The 26,992-nt window shown below is 56.4% G+C and carries 22 protein-coding genes; 19 read left to right on the plus strand and 3 right to left on the minus strand.

Annotated features, from left to right (window positions below):
• Window position 1 precedes the first annotated feature (1 nt).
• The 7 genes from ispD (at window position 2) to rpoS (ending at window position 6,123) form a co-directional block, all read left to right on the plus strand.
• Window positions 2–718: a 2-C-methyl-D-erythritol 4-phosphate cytidylyltransferase gene (gene ispD / locus OK409_RS18240; protein ID WP_010248543.1), complete on the plus strand. Its 717-nt coding sequence runs from the start codon at window positions 2–4 to the stop codon at window positions 716–718.
• Entirely contained in the window at window positions 718–1,200 is a 483-nt protein-coding gene (gene ispF / locus OK409_RS18245; protein WP_010248541.1) for a 2-C-methyl-D-erythritol 2,4-cyclodiphosphate synthase, read from the plus strand. The genes ispD and ispF overlap by 1 nt, the downstream gene beginning before the upstream one ends.
• Window positions 1,197–2,237 (plus strand): tRNA pseudouridine(13) synthase TruD, encoded by a 1,041-nt coding sequence (gene truD, locus OK409_RS18250; protein WP_033786729.1) that lies wholly within the window; start codon window positions 1,197–1,199, stop codon window positions 2,235–2,237. The genes ispF and truD overlap by 4 nt, the downstream gene beginning before the upstream one ends.
• 191 nt (window positions 2,238–2,428) lie before the next feature.
• Window positions 2,429–3,190, plus strand: a complete 762-nt coding sequence (surE, locus tag OK409_RS18255) for a 5'/3'-nucleotidase SurE (protein ID WP_003849099.1) — start codon at window positions 2,429–2,431, stop codon at window positions 3,188–3,190.
• Complete coding sequence (locus OK409_RS18260; RefSeq protein ID WP_010248537.1) at window positions 3,184–3,810, plus strand: protein-L-isoaspartate(D-aspartate) O-methyltransferase; 627 nt, start codon at window positions 3,184–3,186, stop codon at window positions 3,808–3,810. The genes surE and OK409_RS18260 overlap by 7 nt, the downstream gene beginning before the upstream one ends.
• A 162-nt stretch (window positions 3,811–3,972) precedes the next feature.
• Window positions 3,973–5,073: a murein hydrolase activator NlpD gene (gene nlpD / locus OK409_RS18265; protein WP_033772486.1), complete on the plus strand. Its 1,101-nt coding sequence runs from the start codon at window positions 3,973–3,975 to the stop codon at window positions 5,071–5,073.
• A 57-nt stretch (window positions 5,074–5,130) separates the two neighbouring features.
• The gene (gene rpoS, locus OK409_RS18270; protein WP_003849090.1) at window positions 5,131–6,123 is read left to right on the plus strand and encodes an RNA polymerase sigma factor RpoS; all 993 of its coding nucleotides are present in this window, start codon (window positions 5,131–5,133) and stop codon (window positions 6,121–6,123) included.
• Window positions 6,124–6,262: 139 nt separating this feature from the next.
• Here rpoS and mutS read toward each other — a convergent pair whose 3' ends face one another.
• Both mutS and narL read right to left on the minus strand, forming a co-directional pair.
• A complete protein-coding gene (gene mutS / locus OK409_RS18275; RefSeq protein ID WP_163637630.1) occupies window positions 6,263–8,824 on the minus strand; it encodes a DNA mismatch repair protein MutS in 2,562 nt (853 codons plus the stop codon).
• A 306-nt stretch (window positions 8,825–9,130) separates the two neighbouring features.
• Complete coding sequence (narL, locus tag OK409_RS18280) at window positions 9,131–9,778, minus strand: two-component system response regulator NarL (protein ID WP_264367301.1); 648 nt, start codon at window positions 9,776–9,778, stop codon at window positions 9,131–9,133.
• A gap of 316 nt (window positions 9,779–10,094) precedes the next feature.
• Between narL and OK409_RS18285 the strand changes: the two genes are divergently transcribed.
• From OK409_RS18285 to OK409_RS18315, 7 genes are all read left to right on the plus strand, one after another.
• On the plus strand, window positions 10,095–11,486 hold the full coding sequence (locus OK409_RS18285) for a NarK family nitrate/nitrite MFS transporter (RefSeq protein ID WP_010248529.1): 1,392 nt from the start codon (window positions 10,095–10,097) through the stop codon (window positions 11,484–11,486).
• 101 nt (window positions 11,487–11,587) lie between these two features.
• The gene (locus tag OK409_RS18290; RefSeq protein WP_010248527.1) at window positions 11,588–15,349 is read left to right on the plus strand and encodes a nitrate reductase subunit alpha; all 3,762 of its coding nucleotides are present in this window, start codon (window positions 11,588–11,590) and stop codon (window positions 15,347–15,349) included.
• The gene (gene narH, locus OK409_RS18295) at window positions 15,346–16,890 is read left to right on the plus strand and encodes a nitrate reductase subunit beta (RefSeq protein WP_010248525.1); all 1,545 of its coding nucleotides are present in this window, start codon (window positions 15,346–15,348) and stop codon (window positions 16,888–16,890) included. Before OK409_RS18290 ends, narH begins: the two co-directional genes overlap by 4 nt.
• A complete protein-coding gene (narJ, locus tag OK409_RS18300) occupies window positions 16,887–17,615 on the plus strand; it encodes a nitrate reductase molybdenum cofactor assembly chaperone (RefSeq protein WP_033772484.1) in 729 nt (242 codons plus the stop codon). Before narH ends, narJ begins: the two co-directional genes overlap by 4 nt.
• A complete protein-coding gene (gene narI / locus OK409_RS18305) occupies window positions 17,612–18,289 on the plus strand; it encodes a respiratory nitrate reductase subunit gamma (RefSeq protein ID WP_022623789.1) in 678 nt (225 codons plus the stop codon). Before narJ ends, narI begins: the two co-directional genes overlap by 4 nt.
• A 149-nt stretch (window positions 18,290–18,438) precedes the next feature.
• Window positions 18,439–19,521, plus strand: coding sequence for a lytic murein transglycosylase B (gene mltB / locus OK409_RS18310; RefSeq protein WP_010248519.1), 1,083 nt, complete (start codon window positions 18,439–18,441; stop codon window positions 19,519–19,521).
• Window positions 19,522–19,601: 80 nt separating this feature from the next.
• Complete coding sequence (locus OK409_RS18315) at window positions 19,602–19,937, plus strand: zinc ribbon domain-containing protein YjdM (RefSeq protein ID WP_010248517.1); 336 nt, start codon at window positions 19,602–19,604, stop codon at window positions 19,935–19,937.
• A gap of 34 nt (window positions 19,938–19,971) precedes the next feature.
• Here the strand turns inward: OK409_RS18315 and OK409_RS18320 are convergent, their stop codons facing one another.
• Entirely contained in the window at window positions 19,972–20,859 is an 888-nt protein-coding gene (locus OK409_RS18320) for a dihydrodipicolinate synthase family protein (protein ID WP_124890289.1), read from the minus strand.
• 167 nt (window positions 20,860–21,026) lie between these two features.
• Here OK409_RS18320 and tam point away from each other — a divergent pair, with 167 nt between their 5' ends.
• The 5 genes from tam to alaS all read left to right on the plus strand — a co-directional run bounded on the left by tam (window position 21,027) and on the right by alaS (window position 26,963).
• A complete protein-coding gene (gene tam, locus OK409_RS18325) occupies window positions 21,027–21,797 on the plus strand; it encodes a trans-aconitate 2-methyltransferase (RefSeq protein WP_264367307.1) in 771 nt (256 codons plus the stop codon).
• 105 nt (window positions 21,798–21,902) lie between these two features.
• Entirely contained in the window at window positions 21,903–22,397 is a 495-nt protein-coding gene (pncC, locus tag OK409_RS18330) for a nicotinamide-nucleotide amidase (RefSeq protein ID WP_010672121.1), read from the plus strand.
• A 95-nt stretch (window positions 22,398–22,492) separates the two neighbouring features.
• Window positions 22,493–23,560 (plus strand): recombinase RecA, encoded by a 1,068-nt coding sequence (gene recA, locus OK409_RS18335; RefSeq protein ID WP_010248510.1) that lies wholly within the window; start codon window positions 22,493–22,495, stop codon window positions 23,558–23,560.
• 123 nt (window positions 23,561–23,683) lie between these two features.
• Window positions 23,684–24,202 (plus strand): regulatory protein RecX, encoded by a 519-nt coding sequence (locus tag OK409_RS18340; RefSeq protein WP_010248508.1) that lies wholly within the window; start codon window positions 23,684–23,686, stop codon window positions 24,200–24,202.
• Between the two features lie 133 nt (window positions 24,203–24,335).
• Complete coding sequence (gene alaS / locus OK409_RS18345) at window positions 24,336–26,963, plus strand: alanine--tRNA ligase (protein WP_264367302.1); 2,628 nt, start codon at window positions 24,336–24,338, stop codon at window positions 26,961–26,963.
• Window positions 26,964–26,992: the final 29 nt, after the last annotated feature.

Here is a 26,992-nt window from a genome sequence, read left to right on the forward strand (position 1 = left end):
CATGAACACTCTGGCCTCCCTTGCGGATGTGATTGCCGTGGTGCCCGCTGCCGGGATCGGCAGCCGCATGCAGGCAACCTGTCCGAAGCAGTATCTGACGATTGGTCAGCACACCCTTCTGGAACACAGCATTGCGCGTCTGTTTTCCCATCCCGCTATCAAACAGGTGATTGTCGCCCTCAGTCCTGATGACCAGCACTTCGCTTCACTGCCGCTGGCACGCGATCCGCGCGTGCTCAGGGTGACAGGCGGAGAGACCCGCGCCGAATCGGTGCTGGCCGGATTGCAGGCCGCACAGGGTTCCGCCTGGGTGCTGGTCCATGACGCCGCGCGTCCCTGTCTGCATCCCGACGATCTCCAGCAACTGCTCAACGTGCGTGAACAGAGCCACGTTGGCGGGATTCTGGCCGCGCCAGTGCGTGACACCATGAAACGGGGCGAGCCGGGCAAAGCCGCGGTGGCCCATACCGTAGAGCGCGACGATCTCTGGCACGCCTTAACGCCGCAATTTTTCCCTCATGCGCTACTCACCGCCTGCCTGACGCGGGCGCTGGCAGAAGGCGCGACCATCACCGATGAAGCCTCGGCGCTGGAGTATTGCGGCTACCACCCGCTGTTAGTCAGCGGACGCAGTGATAACATCAAAGTCACCCGGCCAGAAGATCTGGCGCTGGCGGCTTTTTATCTGAGTCAGATTCAATTAAAGGAGAGCGCATGATGCGTATCGGTCACGGTTTTGACGTTCACGCCTTTGGCGGAGAGGGTCCGTTAGTGATTGGCGGTGTGCGGATCCCGTTTGAGCAGGGTTTTATCGCCCATTCGGATGGCGATGTGGCGCTGCATGCGCTGACTGACGCGCTGCTGGGCGCAGTGGCGATGGGCGATATCGGCAAGCTGTTTCCTGACACCGATCCGGCCTTTAAAGGGGCGGACAGCCGCGGCCTGCTGCGTGAGGCCTGGCGCCGTATCGAAGCCAAAGGCTATCGCATCGGTAATGTCGACGTCACGATTATTGCTCAGGCACCGAAAATGCTGCCGCACGTGCCACAGATGCGGATCAATATTGCAGAAGATCTGGGCTGCCATATGGATGCGGTCAACGTCAAAGCGACCACCACCGAGAAGCTGGGCTTTACCGGGCGCGGCGAAGGCATCGCCTGTGAAGCGGTGGCGTTAGTCCTGAAAGCTGACAGCCAATGATGCTGAATTACCTGCACGGCACACCCGTGGCCTCCGGCGTGATCAAAGCCAATCCGGAAGATTTCGTGGTAGTTGAAGATCTCGGTTATGGCGCGGATGGTGAAGGTGAGCACCTGCTGGTGCGCATCCGTAAAGTGGGGGCCAATACCCGCTTTGTGGCTGAGGCACTAGCGAAGTATCTCGGTATTCATCAGCGCGACATGAGTTATGCCGGAATGAAAGATCGCCATGCGGTGACGGAACAGACTCTCTGTTTTCGCCTGCCGGGTAATGCGATGCCCGATCTGCGCGGTTTTGAGCTGGAAGGGGTCGAGATTCTGCAGGCAGTGCGTCACAAACGTAAGCTGCGCATCGGCGCACTGGCGGGGAACGCGTTCCGGCTGATCATCCGCCAGATCAGTGACCGTGATGCGGTTGAAACGCGTCTGGCGCAGATTCGCGATGCGGGCGTGCCGAACTATTTTGGTGAACAGCGTTTTGGTCGCGGCGGCAATAACCTGGTGATGGCAGAAAAGTGGGCGCGCAATGAGATCATTATTCGCGACCGCAACAAGCGCAGCCTGATGCTCTCTGCCGCGCGCAGTGCGCTGTTTAATCAGGTGACCAGTGCGCGTCTGCAACAGCAGGGTAGGCTGACTCAGGTGCTTAACGGCGATGCGTTGCAGCTGACCGGACGAGGCAGCTGGTTTGTCGCGCAGCCTGATGAACTGGCAGAGTCACAGCGCCGGGTTGAGCAGCATGAGCTGCGCATCACCGCGCCGCTGCCGGGACGGGGCGAGCCTGGCCCGCAGGCTGACGCGCTGGCCTTTGAACAGCAGGCGCTGGCTGATGAGACGCTGCTGCTGGGACTGATTGAACGTGAGAAGGTTGATGCTGCACGCCGTGCCATGCTGGTGGTGCCGCGCGATATGCAGTGGAGCTGGTGGGATGATGTCACGCTGGAACTGGCATTCTGGCTGCCAGCGGGCAGCTTTGCCACCAGCGTGGTCCGGGAGCTGCTGACCCACGCGGACTCGCCCGATCAGATTGATGAGTAATCTTCGCCGCAACCTGACCCGCAGTGTGGGTAATGTTGCGGCAAACCCCCACCGTCGTGTGATTTACGCCTACCACTTCCTTGCGCGCCTCGCTAGAATGCAAAAATCGCCGTCTATTCCTCACCTGTTGCCATGCCGTTAAAACAGGTTCCGTCACGGCGACCAGTCGAATAAAAAAAGGTCAGAACGAAATGCGGATATTGCTCAGTAACGATGACGGCATTCATGCGCCAGGCATTCAGACTCTGGCGAAAGCCCTGCGGCAGATTGCTGACGTGCAGGTTGTTGCCCCCGATCGTAACCGAAGCGGTGCCTCGAACTCATTAACGCTGGAAACGCCTCTGCGCACCTTCACCCATGAAAACGGCGATATCGCCGTCCAGATGGGGACGCCGACCGACTGCGTCTATCTGGGGGTGAATGCGCTGATGCAGCCGCGTCCCGACATTGTGGTGTCGGGCATCAATGCCGGCCCCAATCTGGGCGATGATGTGATCTACTCCGGCACGGTGGCGGCAGCGATGGAAGGGCGACATCTTGGCTTACCGGCTATCGCGGTTTCGCTCAATGGCCATCAGCACTACGCCACCGCGGCGGCCGTGACCTGCGCGCTCCTCAGGGCGCTGACGCATGAACCGCTGCGCACCGGCCGCATTCTCAACATCAACGTTCCCGATCTGCCGTTGTCAGAACTCAAAGGCATCCGCGTGACGCGCTGTGGCAGTCGCCATCCGGCGGATCAGGTGATTGCGCAGCAGGATCCGCGTGGCAATACACTCTACTGGATTGGTCCGCCAGGCGAAAAACTGGATGCGGGCCCGGATACGGACTTCGCCGCCGTGGATCAGGGCTACGTCTCTGTCACGGCACTCCATGTCGATTTAACGGCGCACAGCGCGCAGAACGTGCTCAGTGACTGGCTGGCTAAAGCTGAGGTGAACCTGGCATGGTGAATCGGCGTATTGAGACGTTGCTGTCACAACTGCGTCAGCAGGGCATCGATGATGAAAACCTGCTGAAAGCCATCAGTGAGGTGCCGCGCGAACGTTTTATCGACGAAGCGTTCGAGCATAAAGCCTGGGACAATGTTGCCTTGCCCATCGGCTCCGGTCAGACGATATCACAGCCCTACATGGTTGCGCGGATGACCGCGCTGCTCGGACTTAATCCGCATTCGCGTGTGCTGGAGATTGGTACGGGTTCAGGTTATCAGACGGCGATTCTTGCCCATCTGGTGGACCATGTTTATTCAGTGGAACGCATCAAAGGGCTGCAGTGGCAGGCCAAGCGCCGTCTGAAACAGCTGGATCTGCATAATGTCTCAACCCGTCATGGTGATGGCTGGCAGGGCTGGCCTTCACGTGGCCCCTTCGATGCCATCATCGTCACGGCTGCACCGCCTGAAATTCCGATTGCGCTGATAGCACAACTGGCAGAAGGCGGCATCATGGTGCTGCCGGTTGGCGAAGATCAGCAGGTACTGAAGCGCCTGCGTCGTCAGGGCGAAGAGGTGATGGAAGAGACCATCGAACCAGTGCGTTTCGTCCCGCTGGTGCAGGGCGATCTGGCCTGACCCTCTTCGTATTTCTTCACAACTGTTTCATAGCACCACGTACCTGATGTTGTTACTATCCAGTTTATTCATCGAAAACGCAGATTTTATCGCGCCGCGCAGAGTATCCTGCTGGCAGATACAGTGAAACAGATAGATCAGAGTTGCCATCACGGGGGATTAATGAGCACGGGAAGCACACTTTTTCAGTTACGCCGTCTGGCGGCGCTTTCACTGGTAGGTTTTTGGCTGGCAGGCTGCAGCTCCAGCGACAACTCACAGGCACCCATCAGTCGCGTTGGCGATAATGGTGGCATGAACACTAACCAGTCTGGAGCAGACACGAGTTCAGGCGGCGTTCCTGCCACGCCAGCCCAGGGACAAATGTTAAGCAAAAATTCAGCATCTGCCCCCGCTAGTGGTGGAATGATTAGTACCAACAGTAATGTTGAGACGCAGAATGGCCGGATTGTTTACAATCGCAGTTATCAGAACATTCCTAAAGGTAGCTACTCCGGTGAAACTTATACCGTTAAGCGTGGCGACACATTGTTTTACATCGCCTGGATTACCGGCAACGATTTCCGTGATTTAGCCCAGCGCAACAATGTTCCTGCGCCATATGGCCTGAATGTCGGACAAACTTTGCAGATTGGCAATGGGTCGGGTCAGCCGATTACCGGCGGCAATCCCATTACCGTTGCTGATGCAACGCAGGGCGGCGTTCCGGCGGCGCCACAAATTAAATCGCCTGCTGTTGCACAGCAACCTGTTATTACGTATTCTGATGATTCAGGTAATTCGGGTGGCAGCAAAATGTTGCCTTCGAATGGAGCAAATGTTGCAACGACAACAGCTCCAGTCGTTACCGCACCCCCAACGGTTAGCAGTACAACCAACAGTTCAACGCCGGTCGGAAGCTGGCGCTGGCCGACTGACGGGAAGATCATCGATAACTTCTCTGCCGCCGAAGGTGGCAATAAAGGTATCGATATCGCCGGGACGCGCGGACAATCTGTGGTCGCCACTGCTTCAGGACGAGTGGTTTACGCAGGTAACGCACTCCGGGGTTACGGTAATTTAATCATCATTAAACACAACGATGATTACCTGAGCGCCTACGCCCACAACGATACAATGCTGGTCCGGGAACAACAGGAAGTTAAGGCGGGGCAAAAGATCGCTACCATGGGTAGCACCGGAACCAGTTCAGTCAGATTACATTTTGAAATTCGTTACAAGGGGAAATCCGTAAACCCGTTGCGTTATTTACCGCAGCGATAATCCGGCAGAACAAAACAGGTTTATGTTCTGCCCTGGAATCACGGGTAGGAGCCGCTTATGAGCCAGAATACGCTGAAAGTAAACGAGTTACATGAGAATGCGGAATTCGATGAGAACGGAGCTGAAATTTTTGACGAGAAGGCACTCGTTGAAAATGAAGCCAGTGATAGCGACGTAGCGGAAGAAGAGTTGCTATCACAGGGTGCGACGCAACGTGTGTTAGATGCGACGCAGCTCTATCTCGGGGAGATTGGCTATTCTCCGTTGTTAACGGCAGAGGAAGAAGTCTTCTTCGCTCGCCGTGCATTGCGGGGTGATATCCCTTCCCGTCGCCGTATGATCGAAAGTAACTTACGCCTGGTGGTGAAAATCGCTCGTCGTTACAGCAATCGTGGTTTAGCCCTGCTGGACCTGATTGAAGAAGGTAACCTCGGCCTGATTCGCGCCGTAGAGAAATTTGACCCGGAGCGCGGGTTCCGTTTCTCAACGTACGCCACCTGGTGGATTCGTCAGACTATTGAACGGGCGATCATGAATCAAACCCGTACCATCCGTCTGCCGATTCACATTGTGAAAGAACTGAATGTTTATCTGCGTACTGCGCGTGAACTTTCCCACAAGCTCGACCATGAGCCGAGTGCGGAAGAGATCGCAGAGCAGCTTGATAAACCGGTTGATGACGTAAGCCGCATGTTACGTCTCAACGAACGCATTACCTCGGTTGATACGCCATTAGGCGGTGATTCTGAAAAAGCGCTGCTGGATATTCTGGCCGATGAGAAAGACAACGGACCGGAAGACACCACGCAGGACGATGATATGAAACAAAGCATCGTTAAATGGCTGTTCGAACTGAACGCCAAGCAGCGTGAAGTGCTGGCACGTCGTTTCGGCCTGTTGGGCTATGAAGCGGCAACACTTGAGGATGTGGGTCGTGAAATCGGCTTAACCCGCGAGCGTGTACGCCAGATTCAGGTTGAAGGTTTACGCCGTCTGCGTGAAATCCTGCAGGCGCAGGGCCTCAGCATTGAAGCACTGTTTCGTGAATAATCGTTAACAGTAAATCTGAGTTTGAATGCGAAAAGCGATGGTGAAAACCATCGCTTTTTTTATGTCTGCAGAAAAGTGATTTGCGGGCGAGCAAGCATCGCACCGCGCATTAACGCGGTGCGATGTAAGGGATGTAATATCAGACCAGCGATTTAAGACGATAAATCCAGTCGAGTGCCTGACGCGGTGTCAGCGTATCCGGATCCAGCGCCTCAAGCGCCTCCACGGCAGGCGAGGTCTCTTCAACCAGCAGCGGCAGCTGAGAGCCATCGACCGTCGATGACGCGGAGTGGTTTGAAACGGTCTCAAGTTCCTTCAGCTTATTGCGTGCCCGCTTAATCACCTCTTTGGGTACGCCGGCCAGCGCCGCCACCGCCAGACCATAGCTCTTACTTGCCGCGCCCTCCTGGACGCTGTGCATAAAGGCGATCGTGTCGCCATGTTCAACGGCATCCAGATGGACGTTGACCACGCCTTCCATTTTTTCCGGCAGGGTTGTCAGCTCGAAGTAATGGGTGGCAAACAGCGTCATCGCCTTGATACGGTTCGCCAGGTTTTCGGCGCAGGCCCAGGCGAGCGATAAACCGTCGTAGGTGGATGTTCCGCGTCCAATCTCATCCATCAGCACCAGGCTGTTTTCGGTGGCGTTGTGCAGGATGTTAGCGGTTTCGGTCATCTCAACCATAAAGGTCGAGCGCCCGGAGGCGAGATCGTCAGCGGCACCGACACGGGTAAAGATGCGATCCAGCGGGCCAATCAGCGTCTCATCGGCAGGAACAAAACTGCCAATCCATGCCATCAGCGCAATCAGCGCCGCCTGGCGCATATAGGTACTTTTACCGCCCATGTTGGGGCCAGTAATAATCAGCATTCTGCGCTGGGGTGCCAGTGACAGTGGGTTGGCAATAAACGGCTCTTTCAGAACCTGTTCCACCACCGGATGGCGTCCGCCGCTGATTTTAATCCCGGCTTTATCCTGCAATACCGGGCGGCAATAGTTCAGGGACCAGGCGCGTTCTGCCAGGTTGCTTAACACATCCAGCTCTGCCAGCGCGGCGGCACTCAGCTGCAGCGCTTCAAGATGCGGCAGCAACTGATCGAACAGCGCTTCATACAGGCTTTTTTCCAGCGACAGCGCTTTACCCTTGGAGGTGAGTACTTTGTCTTCGTACTCTTTCAGCTCCGGAATGATATAGCGTTCAGCATTTTTCAGGGTCTGACGACGGACATAGTGCATCGGTACCTGATGGCTCTGTCCGCGGCTCACCTGAATGTAATAACCATGCACGCCGTTAAAGCCGACCTTCAGGGTATCCAGTCCCAGCTTCTCGCGTTCGCGGATCTCCAGCCGGTCTAGATAGTCGGTTGCGCCATCTGCCAGTGCGCGCCACTCATCCAGCTCCGCGTTGTAGCCGGGTGCAATGACTCCGCCGTCGCGGATCAACACAGGCGGTGACTCAATCACCGCCTGTTCCAGCAGCTCACGTAACGCAGTGAACTCGCCCATCTGCGTGCGCAGCTTCTGCAACTGCGGTGCCTCAACATCGGCCAGCAGCTGGTTAAGTTCTGGCAGTTGCTGAAACGCATGACGCATGCGAGCCAGATCGCGCGGACGTGCGGTGCGCAGGGCCAGGCGAGCCAGGATTCGCTCCAGATCGCCGACCTGACGCAGCACCGGTTGCAGCACGTCGCTGAGATTTTGCAGCTCAGCAATCGACTCCTGACGCTGGTTAATGATGCGCGCATCGCGCAGCGGCATATGCAGCCAGCGTTTCAGCATCCGGCTACCCATCGGGGTGACCGTTTTATCCAGCACCGCCGCTAAGGTGTTGTCGGTGCCGCCAGCCAGGTTCTGGGTGATCTCCAGATTACGGCGGGTGGCCGCATCCATGATGATGCTGTCCTGCTGCCGCTCCATGCTCAGCGAGCGGATGTGGGGCAGCGTGGTGCGCTGGGTATCTTTAACATACTGCAGCAGGCAGCCCGCCGCGCTCAGTCCGAGGTGCGCATTCTCCACGCCGAAGCCATTGAGATCGCGGGTGCCGAACTGCAGGTTCAGCTGCTGGCGTGCAGTGTCGATCTCAAACTCCCACAGCGGACGGCGTCGCAGGCCGCGTCGCTGATCGATCAGCGACATCGCCTGGAAATCTTCGGGGTAGAGCAGCTCCGCCGGATTGGTGCGCTGCAGTTCTGCCGCCATGGTTTCAGCATCGGCAGGTTCGCTGAGGCGAAAACGGCCTGAGCTGATATCCAGCGTGGCGTAGCCAAAACCACGCGGGCTTTGCACGATCGCCGCCAGCAGATTGTCGTGCCGCTCCTGCAACAGCGCCTCATCACTGATGGTGCCTGGGGTAACGATGCGCACCACTTTGCGTTCGACCGGGCCTTTGCTCAGCGCCGGATCGCCTATCTGCTCGCAGATGGCAACGGATTCGCCCAGCTGCACCAGTTTAGCCAGGTAACCTTCAACCGCATGATAGGGCACACCCGCCATCGGAATCGGCTCGCCCGCTGACGCACCGCGCTTGGTGAGTGAAATCTCCAGCAGCTGCGAGGCACGTTTTGCATCGTCATAAAACAGCTCGTAGAAGTCACCCATACGGTAAAACAGCAGAATGTCAGGATGCTCCGCCTTGAGACGCAGGTACTGCTGCATCATCGGCGTGTGGGAAGGAAAGTCCTTTTCGGTTGGCTCTTGCATAAGGTTTTAGCTCATTTTTAATGCGGTAAATTTCTGGCGGTCAACGCCCATGAAACCGAAAGGGATTCCAGGCGCGCAGGATAATCAGATGATAACGAATAGGGCAGGGCATATGCCAGCGTGATGCACAGCCGCGATCCTGACCGGGTGTAACCTGACAGGCATCCTGGCAAATGTGGCGGCGGCTGGCGACAAAAAAGTGCCTGTTCTCATGACGCTGATGCGGGGCTGCGAGGCGGCTCGCGATTTCTGCGGCAGTTTATGGCCGGCAGGACGGCACTGCGCCGCATCGGGAAGGGGGAAAGGTCAGTGCAGCCCGTTCTGCAGCGCCCAGACAGCGGCTTCAAGTCGGGATTTAAGGTTCATCTTTTTCAGCAGATATTTAACGTGAACCTTGACCGTGCTTTCACTGATGGCCAGCTTGCGGGCAATCGCTTTATTGGTCATCCCGTCGCTGATCAGTTGCAGAATATCGCGTTCGCGCCGGGTCAGCTGATTGATGTCGCGCGTCTGAGCAGGCTGCGCTTCACGCAACCGGGCGACCAGAATCGGGGTTAACGCCTCGCTCAGCACGATCTGACCGGCAGCAGCCTGATGCAGCGCTTTCAGTAAGGCTTCCGGTTCCATATCTTTCAGCAGATAACCATCAGCGCCGCGCTTCAGCGCGCTGACCACATCCTCTTCATTATCTGAAACGCTGAACACCACCACCCGGCCGGAAAGAACTATCTCACGCAGCTGGGTCAGGGTATCCAGTCCGTTCAGACCTGGCATATTAAGATCAAGCAGGATCAGGTCGGGATCATGCTGCTGTGCCAGCGCCAGGCCATCAATGCCATTACCCGCTTCGGCAACCACCTGCAGCCTTTCATCCAGCGCAATCAGCTGCTTCAGGCCATTGCGCAGCATGGGATGGTCGTCGATCAATAAAAGCGTAAATTTCTCTGCCGTCACAATGGCTCCTGTTCCTGTCACATACGCCAGCCCTGAGCGGGCGGAGAGCCTATCTTACCGGTGAAGCGGGGTCGCTATATACCCCCAATGGACTACTCCTTTATTTCCAGTCGGACACCCTTTTACAGAAGGCATGGGCGGCCGTGTTTAAACCCTATGATTTATAAGGGTTATCTGAATTCAGTCAACTACTTAACCGGGGTGAAGAGAGGGCGCTGCACCTCTGTAACCTGCATTGCCGTTGATTTGTATCAAGCCCGACACCACGGCGGATGCGCAGGATACGCACAATTATTATTCTGCTGATGAGAGATTTATGACCCAATCCACCTCTTTGCAAACCCCGACGCGCGGCGCGTTAATTCAGGACTGGCAACCGGAAAACGATGCGTTCTGGCAGGCGCGTGGTAAACGTATCGCCAGCCGTAACCTGTGGATTTCTGTCTTCTGTCTGCTGCTGGGCTTCTGCGTCTGGATGCTGTTCAGCACCGTTGCGGTTAATCTGAATAAAGTTGGCTTTACCTTCAGCACTGAGCAGCTCTTTTTACTGACCGCACTGCCGTCGGTTTCTGGCGCGTTGCTGCGTGTGCCTTACTCTTTTGTTATTCCCATCTTTGGAGGACGTCGCTGGACCGCCTTCAGCACCGGCATCCTGATCATTCCCTGCCTTTGGCTCGGCTTTGCCGTACAGGACAGCCAGACCTCATTCACCACTTTTATGGTGATTTCCCTGCTGTGCGGTTTTGGTGGCGCTAACTTCGCGTCGAGCATGGGCAATATCAGCTTCTTCTTTCCCAAAGCCCGTCAGGGCGGCGCGCTGGGCATCAACGGTGGCCTCGGTAATCTTGGCGTCAGCGTAATGCAGTTTGTCGCCCCGCTGGCGATCTCCTGTGCCATTTTTGGTTTTGCCGATGTGGGTCAGACCACCGTCACCGGCGACAGCATCTGGCTGGAGAATGCCGCCTGGATCTGGGTGCCGTTCCTGGCGATCGGCACGCTGGCGGCCTGGTTCGGCATGAACGACCTGGCGGCGGCGAAATCCTCGCTGCGTGAGCAGTTGCCGGTGCTGAAACGTCCACACCTGTGGGTTATGGCGCTGCTCTATCTGGCCACCTTTGGCTCATTTATCGGTTTCTCTGCCGGTTTTGCCATGCTGACGAAGACGCAATTTCCTGATGTCGTGATCATGCATTACGCCTTTTTCGGCCCCTTTATTGGCGCGCTGGCCCGTTCAGCAGGCGGCATCATCTCTGACCGCTTCGGCGGTACCCGCGTCACGCTTGTCAACTACGTGCTGATGGCGCTGTTTGCTGCGCTGCTGTTCCTCACCCTGCCGGGTGCCGGACATGATGGCTCGTTCGTTGCCTTCTTCGCCGTGTTTATGGGCCTGTTCCTGACGTCCGGGCTGGGCAGCGGCTCCACCTACCAGATGATTGCGGTGATCTTCCGTAAGCTGACGCTGGAACGTATCAAAGCTGAGGGCGGCGACGATGCGCTGGCACAGCGTGAAGCGGCAACAGAAACCTCTGCTGCGCTCGGCTTTATCTCCGCGATTGGCGCGCTGGGCGGTTTCTTTATTCCGCAGACTTTTGGCCTGTCGCTCGCGATGACCGGTTCACCCGCCGGCGCGATGAAAATCTTCCTGGTCTTTTATCTCTGCTGCATCGCGGTGACCTGGCTGGTTTACGGCCGAAAAGCACGCGCCTGATAACGACAAAGCCGGTGTGGCGCACCGGCACAATTTCACTTTCTGTGTCGGGACAGATGCAGAGTCAGCAATGTCACATTAAGCCTTCAGGAGTATTCCGGATGAGCAAGTTTCTAGATCGGTTTCGCTATTTCAAACAGCTGGCCGAACCCTTTTCCGGCCAGCATGGCCAGACGTTAAACAGCAACCGCGACTGGGAAGATGGCTATCGCAGTCGCTGGCAGCACGATAAAATCGTGCGCTCCACGCACGGCGTTAACTGTACCGGCTCATGCAGCTGGAAAATCTACGTCAAAAATGGACTGGTCACCTGGGAGACCCAGCAGACCGACTATCCGCGTACCCGTCCCGATCTGCCAAACCATGAGCCGCGTGGCTGCCCACGCGGTGCCAGCTACTCGTGGTATCTCTACAGCGCTAACCGCCTGAAATATCCGTTAATGCGCAAGAAGCTGATTCAGCTCTGGCGCGATGCGAAAGCGCAGCACAGCGACCCGGTGGACGCCTGGGCATCAATCATCAGCAATCCTGAAAAGGCCAGAAGCTACAAACAGGCGCGTGGACGCGGCGGCTTTGTCCGCTCCAGCTGGCAGGAAGTCAACGAGATGATCGCTGCCGCGAACATCTGCACCGCGAAGACCTACGGCCCTGACCGCATTATGGGATTCTCACCGATTCCGGCGATGTCGATGGTCTCTTACGCTGCGGGCGCACGTTACCTGTCACTGATTGGCGGAACCTGTCTGAGCTTCTACGACTGGTACTGCGATCTGCCGCCGGCCTCACCGATGACCTGGGGCGAGCAGACCGACGTGCCGGAATCGGCTGACTGGTACAACTCCTCCTACATTATTGCCTGGGGCTCTAACGTGCCGCAGACCCGTACCCCGGATGCACACTTCTTTACGGAAGTCCGCTATAAAGGGACGAAAACCGTGGCGATCACGCCGGACTATGCTGAGGTCGCGAAGCTGTGTGACCAGTGGCTGAGTCCGAAGCAGGGCACCGACAGCGCGATGGCGCTGGCGATGGGCCACGTGATGCTGAAAGAGTTTCATCTTGATCGCGAAGTTGGCTATTTCCGCGACTATGTGCGCCGTTACACCGATATGCCGATGCTGGTGCTGCTGGAACCCCGTGAGGGCGGTTTTTACGCAGCCGGCCGTCAGCTGCGCGCCAGCGATCTGGTGGATGGGCTCGGTCAGGAGAATAACCCGGAGTGGAAAACCGTCGCGATCAACGAGGCGACCGGGGAACTGACCGCGCCGCAGGGATCTATCGGCTTCCGCTGGGGCGAAAAAGGCAAATGGAACCTCGAGCAGCGTGATGGGGCATCACATCAGGAAGTTGAACTGCAGCTCAGCCTGCTCGGCAGCCATGATGAGGTGGTGGAGGTCGGTTTCCCTTACTTCGGTGGCATTACCAGCGAGCATTTCAACAGCGTTGCGCTGGACGAAATCCTGCTGCATAAGCTGCCGGTGAAACGCCTGCAACTGGCGGATGGCAGTGAAGCACTGGTCACCAGCGTCTACGATCTGACGCTGGCGAATTATGGTCTGGATCGCGGTCTGGATGATGCCAACTGCGCGCAAACCTACGACGACATCAAAGCGTACAGCCCGGCCTGGGCGGAGCAGATTACGGGTGTCTCCCGTCAGAACATCATTCGCATTGCCCGTGAATTTGCCGAAAACGCCGAGAAGACCCGCGGTCGTTCGATGATCATCGTCGGTGCCGGTATGAACCACTGGTATCACATGGACATGAACTATCGTGGCCTGATGAACATGCTGATTTTCTGCGGCTGCGTCGGTCAGAGCGGCGGTGGCTGGGCGCACTATGTCGGCCAGGAGAAACTCCGTCCGCAGACCGGCTGGACCCCGCTGGCCTTTGGCCTGGACTGGCAGCGTCCGCCACGCCAGATGAACAGCACCTCCTTCTTCTACAACCACTCCAGTCAGTGGCGCTATGAAACCCTGGCCACCAGCGAATTGCTCTCCCCGCTGGCGGATAAAAGTCGCTACAGCGGCAGCCTGATCGACCTTAACGTCCGTTCCGAACGTATGGGCTGGCTGCCTTCAGCGCCGCAGCTTAACGTCAACCCGCTGCACATCGCGGCGCAGGCGAAAGCCGCCGGTCAGTCGCCGCTGGATTACACCGTGGAAAGCCTGAAGCAGGGCACCATGCGGTTTGCCGCTGAACAGCCGGACGATCCGCAGAACTTCCCGCGTAACCTGTTTGTCTGGCGCTCCAATCTGCTCGGCTCATCCGGTAAAGGGCATGAGTACATGCTGAAGTATCTGCTGGGCACGGAAAACGGCATTCAGGGCAAAGATTTAGGCCAGCAGGGCCGCGTGAAGCCGGAAGAGGTGGAGTGGCTGGATCAGGGTGCCGAAGGCAAACTGGATCTGGTGGTCACACTCGACTTCCGCATGTCGAGCACCTGTCTCTACTCCGATGTCGTGCTGCCAACGGCGACCTGGTATGAAAAAGACGATATGAATACCTCGGATATGCATCCGTTTATTCATCCGCTTTCGGCGGCCGTCGATCCTGCCTGGGACTCAAAAAGTGACTGGGAGATCTACAAAGGCATCGCCAAAGCCTTCTCCGATCTCTGCCCGGGTCATTTAGGCGTTGAAACGGACGTCGTTACTCTGCCGGTGTTACATGACTCGCCCGCGGAACTGGCGCAGCCTTTTGAGGCGAAAGACTGGAAAAAAGGCGAATGCGATCTGATTCCGGGTAAAACCGCGCCACACATTATGGTGGTGGAGCGCGACTATCCGGCGACCTGGGAGCGCTTTACCTCGCTGGGACCGTTGCTGGAGACCCTGGGTAACGGCGGCAAAGGTATCAGCTGGAACACCAGCAAAGAGGTCGATTTCCTCAAGCAGCTGAACTACGTCAAAGCGGATGGCCCGGCAGCGGGGCGGCCAAATATCGACACGGCGATTGATGCGGCAGAAGTGATCCTGGCGCTGGCACCGGAGACCAATGGTCAGGTGGCGGTGAAAGCCTGGCAGGCACTGGGCGTGATTACCGGTCGTGACCACACCCACCTGGCGCTCAATAAAGAAGATGAGAAGATTCGCTTCCGCGATATCCAGGCGCAGCCGCGCAAAATTATCTCCAGCCCGACCTGGTCAGGGCTGGAAGATGAACATGTCTCTTACAACGCCTGCTACACCAACGTTCATGAGCTGATCCCGTGGCGAACCCTGAGCGGCCGTCAGCAGCTCTATCAGGATCATGAGTGGATGCGCGCCTTTGGCGAGAGCCTGATGGTCTATCGTCCGCCAATCGATACCCGCGCGGCGAAGCCGTTGCTGAACAGCAAACCCAACGGTAACCCGGAGAAGGCGCTGAACTTCCTGACGCCACACCAGAAGTGGGGCATTCACTCCACCTACAGCGACAACCTGCTGATGCTGACACTGTCGCGCGGCGGACCGATTGTCTGGATGAGTGAAGATGACGCTCGTGAGCTGGGTATCGTGGATAACGACTGGATCGAGGCGTTCAATGCCAACGGTGCGCTGACCGCACGTGCAGTAGTGAGCCAGCGCATCCCGGCCGGTATGACCATGATGTACCACGCGCAGGAACGTATCGTGAATATCCCTGGCTCGGAGATCACCAGCCAGCGCGGCGGGATCCATAACTCGGTGACGCGGACCTGCCCGAAACCGACCCATATGATCGGCGGTTATGCGCAGCTCTCCTGGGGCTTTAACTACTACGGCACCGTCGGCTCGAACCGCGATGAGTTCGTGGTAGTGAGAAAAATGAACAACGTTAACTGGTTAGATGGGGAAGGCAACGATGCCTGCCAGGGCAGCCAGCAGGAGGTAAAACCATGAAAATTCGTTCACAGGTCGGCATGGTGCTGAACCTCGACAAATGTATCGGCTGCCACACCTGCTCGGTGACCTGTAAAAACGTCTGGACCAGCCGCGAGGGCATGGAGTACGCCTGGTTTAACAACGTCGAGAGCAAGCCTGGTGTCGGCTATCCGCACGCCTGGGAAGATCAGCAGAAGTGGAAGGGCGGCTGGATCCGTAAGATCAACGGTAAGCTGGAGCCGCGCATGGGGAGTCGCATCGGCCTGCTGTCGAAGATCTTCGCCAACCCAGATGTGCCCGCGCTGGATGATTACTACGAACCGTTCGATTTTGATTATCAGCATCTGCACAATGCGCCCGCCGGTAAGCATCAGCCGATTGCGCGTCCGCGCTCGCTGATCACCGGTCAGCGGATGAAAAAGATCGAAAACGGCCCGAACTGGGAAGAGATCCTCGGCGGCGAGTTTGCCAAACGTTCGCAGGATAAGAACTTCGATAACATCCAGAAGGAGATTTACGGTCAGTTTGAGCACACCTTCATGATGTACCTGCCGCGCCTGTGTGAGCACTGCCTCAACCCGGCGTGTGTGGCGACCTGCCCAAGCGGCGCGATCTACAAACGCGGCGAAGATGGCATCGTGCTGATCGACCAGGATAAATGTCGCGGCTGGCGGATGTGCCTCACCGGCTGTCCGTACAAGAAGATCTACTTCAACTGGAAAAGCGGCAAATCAGAAAAATGTATTTTCTGTTATCCGCGCATTGAAGCGGGCCAGCCCACCGTCTGTTCAGAAACCTGTGTCGGCCGTATCCGCTATCTCGGCGTGTTGCTTTATGACGCTGACCGCATTGAACAGGCGGCCGCAGCGGAAAACGAGAAAGATCTCTATCAGAGCCAGCTGGATATCTTCCTTGATCCCAACGATCCGGCGGTGATTGCGCAGGCGCTGAAAGATGGCGTTGCGCAGAGCGTGATCGACGCAGCACAGCGTTCACCGGTCTATAAAATGGCGATGGAGTGGAAGCTGGCGCTGCCACTTCACCCTGAATACCGCACGCTGCCGATGGTCTGGTATGTGCCACCACTGTCACCGATTCAGTCGGCGGTGGATGGCGGGGCGCTGGCGCACACCGGCGTGCTGCCGGATGTGGAAAGCCTGCGCATTCCGGTTGAGTATCTGGCGAACCTGCTGACCGCAGGCGACACCGCACCGGTGCTGCTGGCACTGAAGCGGATGCTGGCAATGCGTCATTACAAACGCGCAGAAAGCGTGGACGGTGAGCATGATATCCGGGCGCTGGAGCAGGTCGGCCTGACCGAAGCGCAGGCGCAGGAGATGTACCGCTATCTGGCGATCGCGAACTATGAAGATCGCTTTGTGGTGCCCTCCAGCCATCGCGAACTGGCGCGTGAAGCCTTCCCGGAAAGCAAAGGCTGCGGCTTTAGCTTTGGCGATGGCTGTCACGGCAGCGACAGCAAATTCAATCTGTTCAACAGCCGCCGTATTGATGCCATCGACGTCAGTAAGAAAACCATCCGTCCGGAGGATGCCTCATGATGACGTTACGTATTCTTTCGCGGCTGCTGGACTACCCGGACGAGGCACTGTTTACCCACTCTTCCGACCTGATCGCGGCGCTGGATGACGCCACTGAACTCAACCTGCAGCAGAGCGCACGGCTGGTGCGTTTTATCAATCAGCTCTGTGCCCGGCCACTGCTCGACGTGCAGGCTGACTACTGCGAACTGTTTGATCGTGGCCGCGCCACCTCGCTGCTGCTGTTTGAACACGTGCACGGTGAGTCACGCGATCGCGGTCAGGCGATGGTTGATCTGCTGGAACAGTATCGTGCCGATGGTCTGGAGCTGGACAGCAAAGAACTGCCCGATTTCCTGCCGCTCTACCTGGAGTATCTCGCCTGTAAAAGCGATGAGGCCGCGCGTCAGGGACTGGACGACATCGTGCCTATCCTGGCCTTGCTGGCGGCGCGGCTTGAAGAGCGTCAGAGCCCCTACGCCGATCTCTTCACAGTATTACTGACGCTGTCCGGTAGCGCGGTTGATCCTGCGGCCCTCAAGCCACAGGTGGCGCAGGAAGCGCGCGACGATACGCCGGCAGCACTGGATGCTGTCTGGGAAGAGGAGCAGATTAAATTTCTCGGCGAACAGGGCTGCGCCTCGGCGCAGCAGGCGATGCATCAGCGTCGCTTCGCCGATGCGGTCGCGCCGCAGTATCTGGACATCGCCGCGGCGACGGCGCGTACCACAGGAGAATCAGCATGAATTTTATTAACACTTTCTTCTTCGATATTTACCCCTATCTCGCCGGAACAGTCTTCCTGGTGGGAAGCTGGCTGCGTTATGACTACGGGCAGTACAGCTGGCGTGCCGGTTCCAGTCAGATGCTGGACAAAAAAGGGATGCGTCTCGCTTCCAACCTGTTCCACATCGGCATCATCGGTATTTTCTTCGGTCACATCGTCGGAATGCTGACGCCACACTGGATGTATGAATCCTTCCTGCCGATCGACGTGAAGCAGAAACTGGCGATGATTGCCGGTGGCCTGTTCGGGGCGATGACACTGGTGGGCGGTGGACTGCTGCTGAAGCGCCGTCTGACCAATCCACGGGTGCGGGCGACCAGTAGCGTCGGTGATATTCTGATCATGACCCTGCTGGTGGCGCAGGCGACGCTGGGCCTGCTGACCATTCCCTTCTCCGCCCAGCATATGGACGGCAGTGAAATGATGAAGCTGGTGGGCTGGGCGCAGGCGGTGGTGACCTTCCACGGTGGCGCTTCGCAGCATCTCGACGGCGTGGCGTTTATCTACCGCGTGCACATGGTGCTGGGAATGACGCTGTTCCTGCTGTTCCCGTTCTGCCGGCTGGTGCACATCTGGAGCGCGCCGGTTGAGTATCTGACCCGTCGCTATCAGCTGGTGAGAAACCGCCGCTAAGCGCATGATGGCTGCGGGGCAGAGAGAGCCCCGCAGCCATTTTAGCCCATGGCTGCCTTGACGTTTTTTTAAGATTTTGCCCTGTATGTCATTGCGCTGAACGTCTACTATTACCGCATCTGAAATTACCCCTCGTTTATGGATAACCGATGCGCCTCAAGTTAGCCTTCCTTGCGTTCATTCCGCTTCTGGCCTCCTGCAGCAGCAAACCTGAAGTCCCGTCCCAGCAGAAGATGCTGGCTGCGCCACAGGGCGGTTTTTTACTGCAGCCGTCGCACAGCGGACAGGCGATGTTTGGCGACTTTGCCGGTAACCCGGCAGCAGAGCAATTTATCGATAAGATGGTGGAGAAGCATGACTTTGACCGTCAGCAACTGCACAACATCATCGGTCAGGCCAAACGACTGGATTATGTGCTGCGACTGATGGATCGTCAGGCACCAAGCTATACGCCAGCGCCAGGACCTAATGGCGCCTGGATCCGCTATCGCAACAAGTTCATTACGCCCGATAACGTGCAAAATGGGGTGGCGTTCTGGAATCAGTATCAGGATGCCCTGCAACGCGCGCAGCAGGTTTATGGCGTGCCGCCAGAAATTATCGTGGGCATCATTGGCGTGGAAACCCGCTGGGGTCGCGTGATGGGGAAAACGCGGATTCTGGATGCGCTTGCGACCTTATCCTTTAACTATCCGCGCCGCGCAGAGTACTTCAGCAGCGAGCTGGAAACCTTTCTGTTGATGTCGCGCAAAGAGCAGGATGACCCGCTGGCGCTGAAAGGCTCCTTTGCCGGGGCGATGGGCTATGGTCAGTTTATGCCCTCCTCTTACAATGATTATGCGGTTGATTTCAACGGAGACGGTCATGCAAACCTGTGGGATCCGGTGGATGCTATCGGCAGCGTGGCGCACTATTTTCAGAAGCATGGCTGGCGCAGCGGCGAAAATGTGGCGGTACCGGCCAGCGGTCAGGCACCGATGCTGGAAGATGGCTTCAAAACCCGTTACAGCGTGAGCATGCTGGCGGCGTCAGGATTGTCACCACAGGGCTCGCTGAACGGTAACGATCAGGTCAGTCTGCTACGCCTGGATTTGGGCACCAGCTACCAGTACTGGTACGGCTTACCCAATTTCTATGTCATTACCCGCTACAACCACAGTACCCATTATGCGATGGCGGTGTGGCAGCTGGGTGAGGCGGTGAGCAAGGCACGCCAGGGCGGCCTGTTATAAAGGCTGTCCTTGTTAACTGTAAGGTTATATGATGACGCCCTTTTTCAGGCCACACAGCCACTGATATTTCTGGAGTCACTATGTCTTTACCTGCCTGCCCGGCTTGTCACGCCGATTACACCTGGCAAGATGGCGATAACCTTAACTGCCCCTCCTGCGGTCACATCTGGACCGAGGGAGAAGGTGACAGCAGCAACGCAACACTTGAAGTGCGTGATGCCAACGGCAATCTGCTGGCAGATGGCGACAGCGTCACGGTGATCAAAGATCTCAAGGTGAAGGGCAGTTCTTCATCGCTGAAGATCGGCACCAAAGTGAAAAGCATTCGTCTGGTTGAAGGGGACCACAACATCGATTGTAAAATCGACGGTTTTGGCCCGATGAAATTAAAATCTGAGTTTGTGAAAAAGAACTGAGATCGGGGGCGCAGGGATGCGCCCGCTTTCCTGCTTAGCTGAACAGCTTATCAATTGCGGCACACTGTTCCGCATTCAGCGTGCCACCGTAGTTTCGTGAGCCGCTGCTCATCGAGTCATAGCGCCGTGCCACGGCCGTTTTAATTGTCGTTACGAAATCATCTCCAATACTGTAAATCGCCATCAGACGGCCGATCTGCTGCTGCAGGTGCGTCAGCTCCGGCAGATTGCCACTTCGCCACGCCGTCATCATCTGCGCAAAGTACTCCGGCACAATATTATTCAGTCCTGAAATGACACCGGCACCGCCCGCCAGCAGGTTCGGGAGCAGGTACTCGTCATACCCCGACAGTACGGCGAAATCGCTACGCACCTTGCGGGTCTCTTCAATCATCATCCGGTTGTGCGACAGGCAATCCACCGTATCTTTAATGCCGGCGAAGTTGGGCAGCTTTGCCGCCAGGGCGGCAATCAGCGCGGGCGTCAGATCGCAGCCAGTGCGGGCTGGAAAGTTGTAGGCAAACCATTTACCACCCAGTTGCGCGTCCAGTGCTTCGAAGTAGTGCATCAGCTGGTTTTGCGTCTGGCCATAATAGTAGGGTGGCAGCACCATCACCGCGTCAAAATCATTTTTCCAGGCGGCTTCAGCCAGCTCCAGCATGTCAGGAATGCAGGTTGCCGAGACGTTCGCGACCATCTTCAGCGATGACAAGGGTCTGGCTTCCTGAATCAGTTGTAAGCGTTCCTGCTGCGTCAGTGAGGCGAACTCGCCAATGCTGCCCATCACCAGTAAGGTATCGATACCGGAGTCATTGAGGCGGGAGAAATGTCGCCCTAGCGCATCAATATCGACCGCACCCTGCGCATTAAACGGGGTGACTGAAGGGCACCAGACACCGGCAAAGGGCGATTTTTCACTCATAAATGACTCCTGAATCGGATGTTAAAAAAATGAAACAGTGTTTTAACTTAATAACTCCGGCCGGTCTCTGCCAGCGCATGATTCAAAAATGAGCAACGGGTCGCACTTTTTCCTCTTTCATCCGTCTCAGTAAGCGGATGCATCTGATAACTGAGCGAGAGGTCATGATGAAAGAGTGGGATCCTGTGCTGTACCGTAAGTTTGAAGCAGAACGAACCCGTCCAGCCCGCGAACTTCTGGCGCGCCTCAGCCTGGAACAGGTTGAGCAGGTGACCGATCTGGGATGCGGGCCCGGTAACAGCACCGAGCTGCTCGCCGATGCCTGGCCACTGGCGCAGATTACCGGGCTGGACAGTTCCGCCACGATGTTAACTCAGGCCGCTGAACGCCTGCCGCACTGTCGTTTTATCCAGGCGGACATCCGCAACTGGCAGGCCGATGTGCCGCAGCAGGTGGTCTACGCCAATGCGTCTCTGCAATGGCTGGATAATCACGCAACGCTGTTTCCCCATCTGGCCAGCCAGCTGGCGCCCGGTGGCGTGCTGGCGATCCAGATGCCTGATAACCTGAATGAGCCGTCGCACCGGCTGATGCGCGAGGTGGCGGCAACGGATCGCTGGCGTTCACGCATCAATGCCGCTGAACGTACACAGCTGCTTTCCACTCGCGAGTATTACGATCTGCTGACGCAGGCCGGCTGTGAGGTGGATATCTGGCGTACCACCTATTATCACGTGATGGCCGATGCGCAGGCAATTATCAGCTGGCTGCAGGCGACCGGTTTACGGCCTTTCCTGGCAACGCTGGATGAGACCGAACAGACGGCGTTTCTGACCGATTATCATCAGCGTTTACTCGCGGCTTATCCGGCTCAGGCCGATGGTCAGGTGTTGCTCGCCTTCCCGCGTCTTTTTATGGTTGCGGTGAAAAACCGGTAAGCGCAGTGGAAAGCTGGCCGCAAAAACAGCTTAATAATGGTGAGTGACCTTGAAAAAGCGGTTTTTCTGCACCACCTTCAACCCACAGCCAAAGGGAGAGTCGCAATGGATGATCAGCAATTGCAGGCGCTTAGTGCGCAGATAGGTGAGAAGCTGAAGCAGCGCAATGCCACCGTAACCTGTGCGGAATCCTGCACGGGGGGATGGATTGCCAAAGTCTTTACCGATATCAGCGGCAGCTCCGCCTGGTTCGAGCGGGGTTTTGTGACCTACAGTAACCAGGCCAAACAGCAGATGGTCAGTGTTCAGGCTGCTTCGCTGTTGCAGTATGGTGCGGTAAGTGATGTGGTGGTGCGGGAGATGGCGCTGGGTGCCCGCAGGGCGGCCCATGCTGACTACGCGATCTCCGTCAGCGGTATTGCCGGTCCGGATGGCGGCAGTGAAGAAAAACCGGTGGGTACGGTATGGTTTGGCTTTGCCGGGCCGCAGGATAACGTATTGACTTTTCAGCAGCATTTTAGCGGCGATCGTGATGCCGTACGCCGCCAGTCGGTGGCATGGGCCCTGCAGAAACTGTATGGCGAATTTCTGACAAATTAAACTTGATACTGTATGACTATACAGTATAATTGTCGGCAACAGAAAGAGTACAGGCACCCTGAGTGCGTGTTTACCCGGCTTGATTAGGAGTTGAAATGGCGATTGATGAAAACAAACAGAAGGCTTTAGCTGCCGCGCTTGGCCAGATTGAGAAGCAATTTGGTAAAGGCTCCATCATGCGCTTGGGTGAAGACCGCTCAATGGATGTGGAAACTATCTCTACCGGCTCGCTGTCGCTGGATATCGCATTAGGCGCAGGCGGTCTGCCAATGGGCCGTATCGTTGAGATCTACGGACCTGAGTCTTCAGGTAAAACCACGCTGACTTTGCAGGTTATCGCATCTGCACAGCGTAAAGGTAAAACCTGTGCCTTTATCGATGCCGAGCATGCGCTTGATCCGGTTTACGCCAAGAAACTCGGCGTAGACATTGATAACCTGCTCTGCTCTCAGCCAGACACTGGTGAGCAGGCTCTGGAAATTTGTGATGCGCTGGCGCGCTCTGGTGCCGTTGACGTGATCATCGTCGACTCCGTCGCGGCGCTGACGCCTAAAGCGGAAATCGAAGGTGAAATCGGTGACTCACACATGGGCCTCGCGGCACGTATGATGAGCCAGGCGATGCGTAAACTGGCCGGTAACCTGAAGCAGTCCAATACCCTGCTGATTTTCATCAACCAGATCCGTATGAAAATTGGTGTGATGTTTGGTAACCCGGAAACCACCACTGGTGGTAACGCGCTGAAGTTCTACGCCTCTGTCCGTCTTGATATCCGCCGTATCGGTGCAATCAAAGAGGGCGATAACGTGGTCGGCAGTGAGACCCGCGTTAAAGTGGTGAAAAACAAAATCGCCGCGCCATTCAAACAGGCTGAGTTCCAGATCATGTACGGCGAAGGTATCAATACCTTTGGTGAGCTGGTCGACCTGGGCGTGAAGCACAAGCTGATTGAAAAAGCGGGTGCATGGTACAGCTACAATGGCGACAAGATTGGTCAGGGTAAATCGAATGCCGGCAACTTCCTGAAAGAGAATGCTGCTGTGGCAAACGAGATTGATCTGAAGTTACGTGAGATGTTGCTCAACGGCGCGGATGAAAAACTCGCAGCAGCCGACAAGGCTGCTGAGAAAGAAGACGCGGCTGAAGCGAACGAAGACTTCTAATCTCTGATGCGGGAGGGGCGAAAGCCTCTCCCGTAGTTTTTATCCCCCTCTATTGCCTTTCTTGCCTTCCCTCTGTCCTGTTCTGTCGCCATAATCTCCCCCTGTTTGTACAAGGTGCGCAGTATGACTGAACCCTCTCAGCCCCAACCTAATGTCGTCTCTTACTCTCGTCTGCTTGACCGGGCGATGCGTATTCTGGGTCAGCGCGACCACAGCCGTGCAGAGTTAGCGCGTAAGCTGCAACAATCAGCGCAGCGTGCTGCGTGGGCGCAGAAAAAAGAGCCCGAAATTGTTACCGAAGCGTTGCTGGAACAGGTTCTTAACTGGTGTCAGGAAAGCGGCTGGTTAAACGACGAGCGTTTCACCGAACGATTTATTCAGAGCCGGAGCCGTAAGGGCTTTGGATCGCAGCGCGTGCGCCTTGAACTGGGCCAGAAAGGCATCGACCGTGAAGCCATTGATCTTGCAATGGAAGAGACAGAGGTAGACTGGGCGGCGTGTGCGGCTCAGCTGGCTGAACGAAAATTCGGACACCCGCTGCCCACAGAGTGGAAAGAGAAAGCGAAAGTACTACGCTATCTGCAGTCAAAAGGTTTTATGAGCGAAGATATCCAGTCCATTTTCAGAAATTTTGATGACTAAAAGCCGATGTAATTTTACTTCCCACTGAAGAAAATTTATCTTATTCCCACTTTTTGTTCCGCTAATCAGGCACCACCAGAATGTGGTCGCGCCGATCAGAGGGAACGTTCGTTAGCGTGATTCCAGGATATATATGAGCAAGAGCACTGCTGAGATCCGTCAAGCGTTTCTCGACTTTTTTCATAGCAAGGGACATGAGGTTGTAACCAGCAGCTCCCTCGTACCGAATAACGATCCAACGTTGTTGTTTACTAACGCCGGGATGAACCAGTTTAAAGATGTGTTCCTCGGTCAGGACAAACGTGACTACACACGTGCGACCACGTCACAGCGCTGCGTACGCGCAGGCGGCAAACACAACGATCTTGAAAACGTCGGTTACACCGCACGTCACCACACCTTCTTTGAAATGCTGGGTAACTTCAGCTTTGGTGACTACTTCAAGAGAGAGGCGATTGGTTTTGCCTGGGAACTGCTGACGAGCGAGCAGTGGTTCAGCCTGCCAAAAGAGCGTCTGTGGGTGACGATCTATGAAACCGACGATGAAGCCTTTGATATCTGGGCGAACGAAATCGGTGTGCCACGTGAACGCATTATTCGCATCGGCGACAACAAGGGCAGCGCGTATGCGTCAGATAACTTCTGGCAGATGGGCGATACCGGTCCTTGTGGTCCGTGCAGCGAGATTTTCTACGATCATGGCGATCACATCTGGGGTGGCCCGCCGGGCAGCCCGGAAGAAGATGGTGACCGTTACATTGAGATCTGGAACATCGTCTTTATGCAGTTCAACCGTCAGGCTGATGGCACCATGCTGCCGCTGCCAAAACCGTCGGTTGATACCGGAATGGGCCTTGAGCGTATTTCTGCCGTTCTGCAACACGTCAACTCCAACTATGAAATCGACCTGTTCCAGAAACTGATTGAGGCCGTGGCACAGGTTACCGGTGCCACTGACCTCAGTAACAAATCGCTGCGTGTCATTGCCGACCACATTCGCTCCTGTGCATTCCTGATTGCCGATGGCGTCATCCCGTCTAATGAGAACCGTGGCTACGTGCTGCGTCGTATCATTCGTCGTGCCGTACGTCATGGCAACATGCTGGGCGCCAAAGAGGCCTTCTTCTATAAGCTGGTTGCGCCACTGGTTGAGGTCATGGGTGCCGCAGGCGAAGAGTTACAGCGCCAGCAGACTCAGGTTGAGCTGGTGCTGAAAAGCGAAGAAGATCAGTTTGCCAGAACCCTGGAGCGCGGACTGGCGCTGCTGGACGAAGAGCTGGAAAAACTGCAGGGCGACACGCTGGATGGCGAAATCGTCTTCCGTCTCTACGATACCTTTGGTTTCCCGGCAGATTTAACGGCTGACGTCTGTCGCGAACGCAATCTGAAAATCGATGAAGCCGGCTTTGAGCGGGCGATGGAGCAGCAGCGTCAGCGCGCACGTGAAGCGAGTGGCTTCGGCGCTGACTACAGCAACGTTATTCGTATTGATGCCGCCTCATCCTTTAAAGGCTACGACCAGCTTGATTTAGCTGCCACGGTGAAAGCGCTCTATGTTGCAGGCGAGGCGGTTGATGAAGTGACCGCGGGTCAGGATGCCGTGGTCGTGCTGGATGAAACGCCATTTTATGGCGAATCGGGTGGCCAGGTAGGCGATACCGGTCTGCTGAAAGGGAAGAATGCTGAATTTTGCGTCCAGGATACACAAAAATATGGTCAGGCAATCGGTCATGTCGGTAAGCTGACCGCAGGGCAGTTGCGTATCGGTGATCGCCTTGAGGCGCAGGTTGATGCGGCACGCCGTGCGCGCATCCGTCTTAACCACTCTGCTACTCACTTACTGCATGCCGCCTTGCGTCAGGTTTTAGGTGAGCATGTGGCGCAGAAAGGCTCGCTGGTTAACGACAAGTACCTGCGTTTCGATTTCTCGCATTTCGAAGCGATGAAACCTCAGGAGATTCGTCAGGTCGAAGATATCGTCAATGCGCAAATTCGTCGCAACCTGCCGGTTGAAACCGAAGTGATGGATCTGGATGCGGCGAAGTCTAAAGGGGCAATGGCACTGTTTGGCGAGAAATATGATCAGCGCGTGCGCGTTCTGACCATGGGTGATTTCTCTGTTGAGCTGTGTGGTGGTACCCATGCTGCGCGCACGGGTGACATCGGGCTGTTCCGTATTCAGGCGGAGTCAGGTACCGCAGCCGGTATTCGTCGTATCGAAGCGATTACGGGTGAAGGCGCGCTGGCGCAGGTCAATGCGCAGAGCAGCCAGCTGCAGGATCTTGCGCAGCTGGTAAAAGCGAACAGCAGCAACCTGAATGAGAAAGTGCGTGGTCTGGTCGATCATGTACGGGCTCTGGAGAAAGAGTTGCAGCAACTGCGCGATCAGCAAGCCGCGCAGGAGAGCGCTTCACTGAGCAGCAATGCTATCGACATTAAGGGAGTGAAACTGCTGGTCAGTGAGCTCAACAATGTTGAACCTAAAATGTTGCGTACCATGGTTGATGATCTTAAGAATCAGCTGGGGTCGGCGATTATTGTGCTGGCAACGGTTACTGAAGGTAAGGTGTCGCTGATTGCGGGTGTGACCAAAGATCTGACTGACCGTGTTAAAGCGGGTGAGTTGATTGCCGGTCTGGCTCAGCAGGTTGGCGGGAAGGGCGGTGGCCGTCCTGATATGGCACAAGCTGGTGGTAACGATGCGGGTGCTCTGAAAGGCGCATTAGCAGGGGTTGAGGACTGGGTCAGCAGCCGTCTGTAAGTGAATTAAAACAAGGCATCGTAAAAAGC

The organism is Pantoea sp. RG18 (assembly GCF_025910075.1).
Taxonomy (GTDB): domain Bacteria; phylum Pseudomonadota; class Gammaproteobacteria; order Enterobacterales; family Enterobacteriaceae; genus Pantoea; species Pantoea agglomerans.

What these genes read in the sequence shown, in the direction of transcription:
- ispF (WP_010248541.1), top strand. Translation starts at nt 718, where the DNA reads ATGCGTATCGGTCACGGTTTTGACGTTCACGCCTTTGGCGGAGAGGGT.
- tam (WP_264367307.1), top strand. Translation starts at nt 21,027, where the DNA reads ATGAAAGAGTGGGATCCTGTGCTGTACCGTAAGTTTGAAGCAGAACGA.
- recA (WP_010248510.1), top strand. Translation starts at nt 22,493, where the DNA reads ATGGCGATTGATGAAAACAAACAGAAGGCTTTAGCTGCCGCGCTTGGC.
- OK409_RS18315 (WP_010248517.1), top strand. Translation starts at nt 19,602, where the DNA reads ATGTCTTTACCTGCCTGCCCGGCTTGTCACGCCGATTACACCTGGCAA.
- OK409_RS18340 (WP_010248508.1), top strand. Translation starts at nt 23,684, where the DNA reads ATGACTGAACCCTCTCAGCCCCAACCTAATGTCGTCTCTTACTCTCGT.
- OK409_RS18320 (WP_124890289.1), bottom strand. Translation starts at nt 20,859, where the DNA reads ATGAGTGAAAAATCGCCCTTTGCCGGTGTCTGGTGCCCTTCAGTCACC.
- narJ (WP_033772484.1), top strand. Translation starts at nt 16,887, where the DNA reads ATGATGACGTTACGTATTCTTTCGCGGCTGCTGGACTACCCGGACGAG.
- nlpD (WP_033772486.1), top strand. Translation starts at nt 3,973, where the DNA reads ATGAGCACGGGAAGCACACTTTTTCAGTTACGCCGTCTGGCGGCGCTT.
- truD (WP_033786729.1), top strand. Translation starts at nt 1,197, where the DNA reads ATGATGCTGAATTACCTGCACGGCACACCCGTGGCCTCCGGCGTGATC.
- OK409_RS18290 (WP_010248527.1), top strand. Translation starts at nt 11,588, where the DNA reads ATGAGCAAGTTTCTAGATCGGTTTCGCTATTTCAAACAGCTGGCCGAA.
- narH (WP_010248525.1), top strand. Translation starts at nt 15,346, where the DNA reads ATGAAAATTCGTTCACAGGTCGGCATGGTGCTGAACCTCGACAAATGT.
- mutS (WP_163637630.1), bottom strand. Translation starts at nt 8,824, where the DNA reads ATGCAAGAGCCAACCGAAAAGGACTTTCCTTCCCACACGCCGATGATG.
- pncC (WP_010672121.1), top strand. Translation starts at nt 21,903, where the DNA reads ATGGATGATCAGCAATTGCAGGCGCTTAGTGCGCAGATAGGTGAGAAG.
- ispD (WP_010248543.1), top strand. Translation starts at nt 2, where the DNA reads ATGAACACTCTGGCCTCCCTTGCGGATGTGATTGCCGTGGTGCCCGCT.
- surE (WP_003849099.1), top strand. Translation starts at nt 2,429, where the DNA reads ATGCGGATATTGCTCAGTAACGATGACGGCATTCATGCGCCAGGCATT.
- OK409_RS18285 (WP_010248529.1), top strand. Translation starts at nt 10,095, where the DNA reads ATGACCCAATCCACCTCTTTGCAAACCCCGACGCGCGGCGCGTTAATT.
- OK409_RS18260 (WP_010248537.1), top strand. Translation starts at nt 3,184, where the DNA reads ATGGTGAATCGGCGTATTGAGACGTTGCTGTCACAACTGCGTCAGCAG.
- mltB (WP_010248519.1), top strand. Translation starts at nt 18,439, where the DNA reads ATGCGCCTCAAGTTAGCCTTCCTTGCGTTCATTCCGCTTCTGGCCTCC.
- alaS (WP_264367302.1), top strand. Translation starts at nt 24,336, where the DNA reads ATGAGCAAGAGCACTGCTGAGATCCGTCAAGCGTTTCTCGACTTTTTT.
- rpoS (WP_003849090.1), top strand. Translation starts at nt 5,131, where the DNA reads ATGAGCCAGAATACGCTGAAAGTAAACGAGTTACATGAGAATGCGGAA.
- narI (WP_022623789.1), top strand. Translation starts at nt 17,612, where the DNA reads ATGAATTTTATTAACACTTTCTTCTTCGATATTTACCCCTATCTCGCC.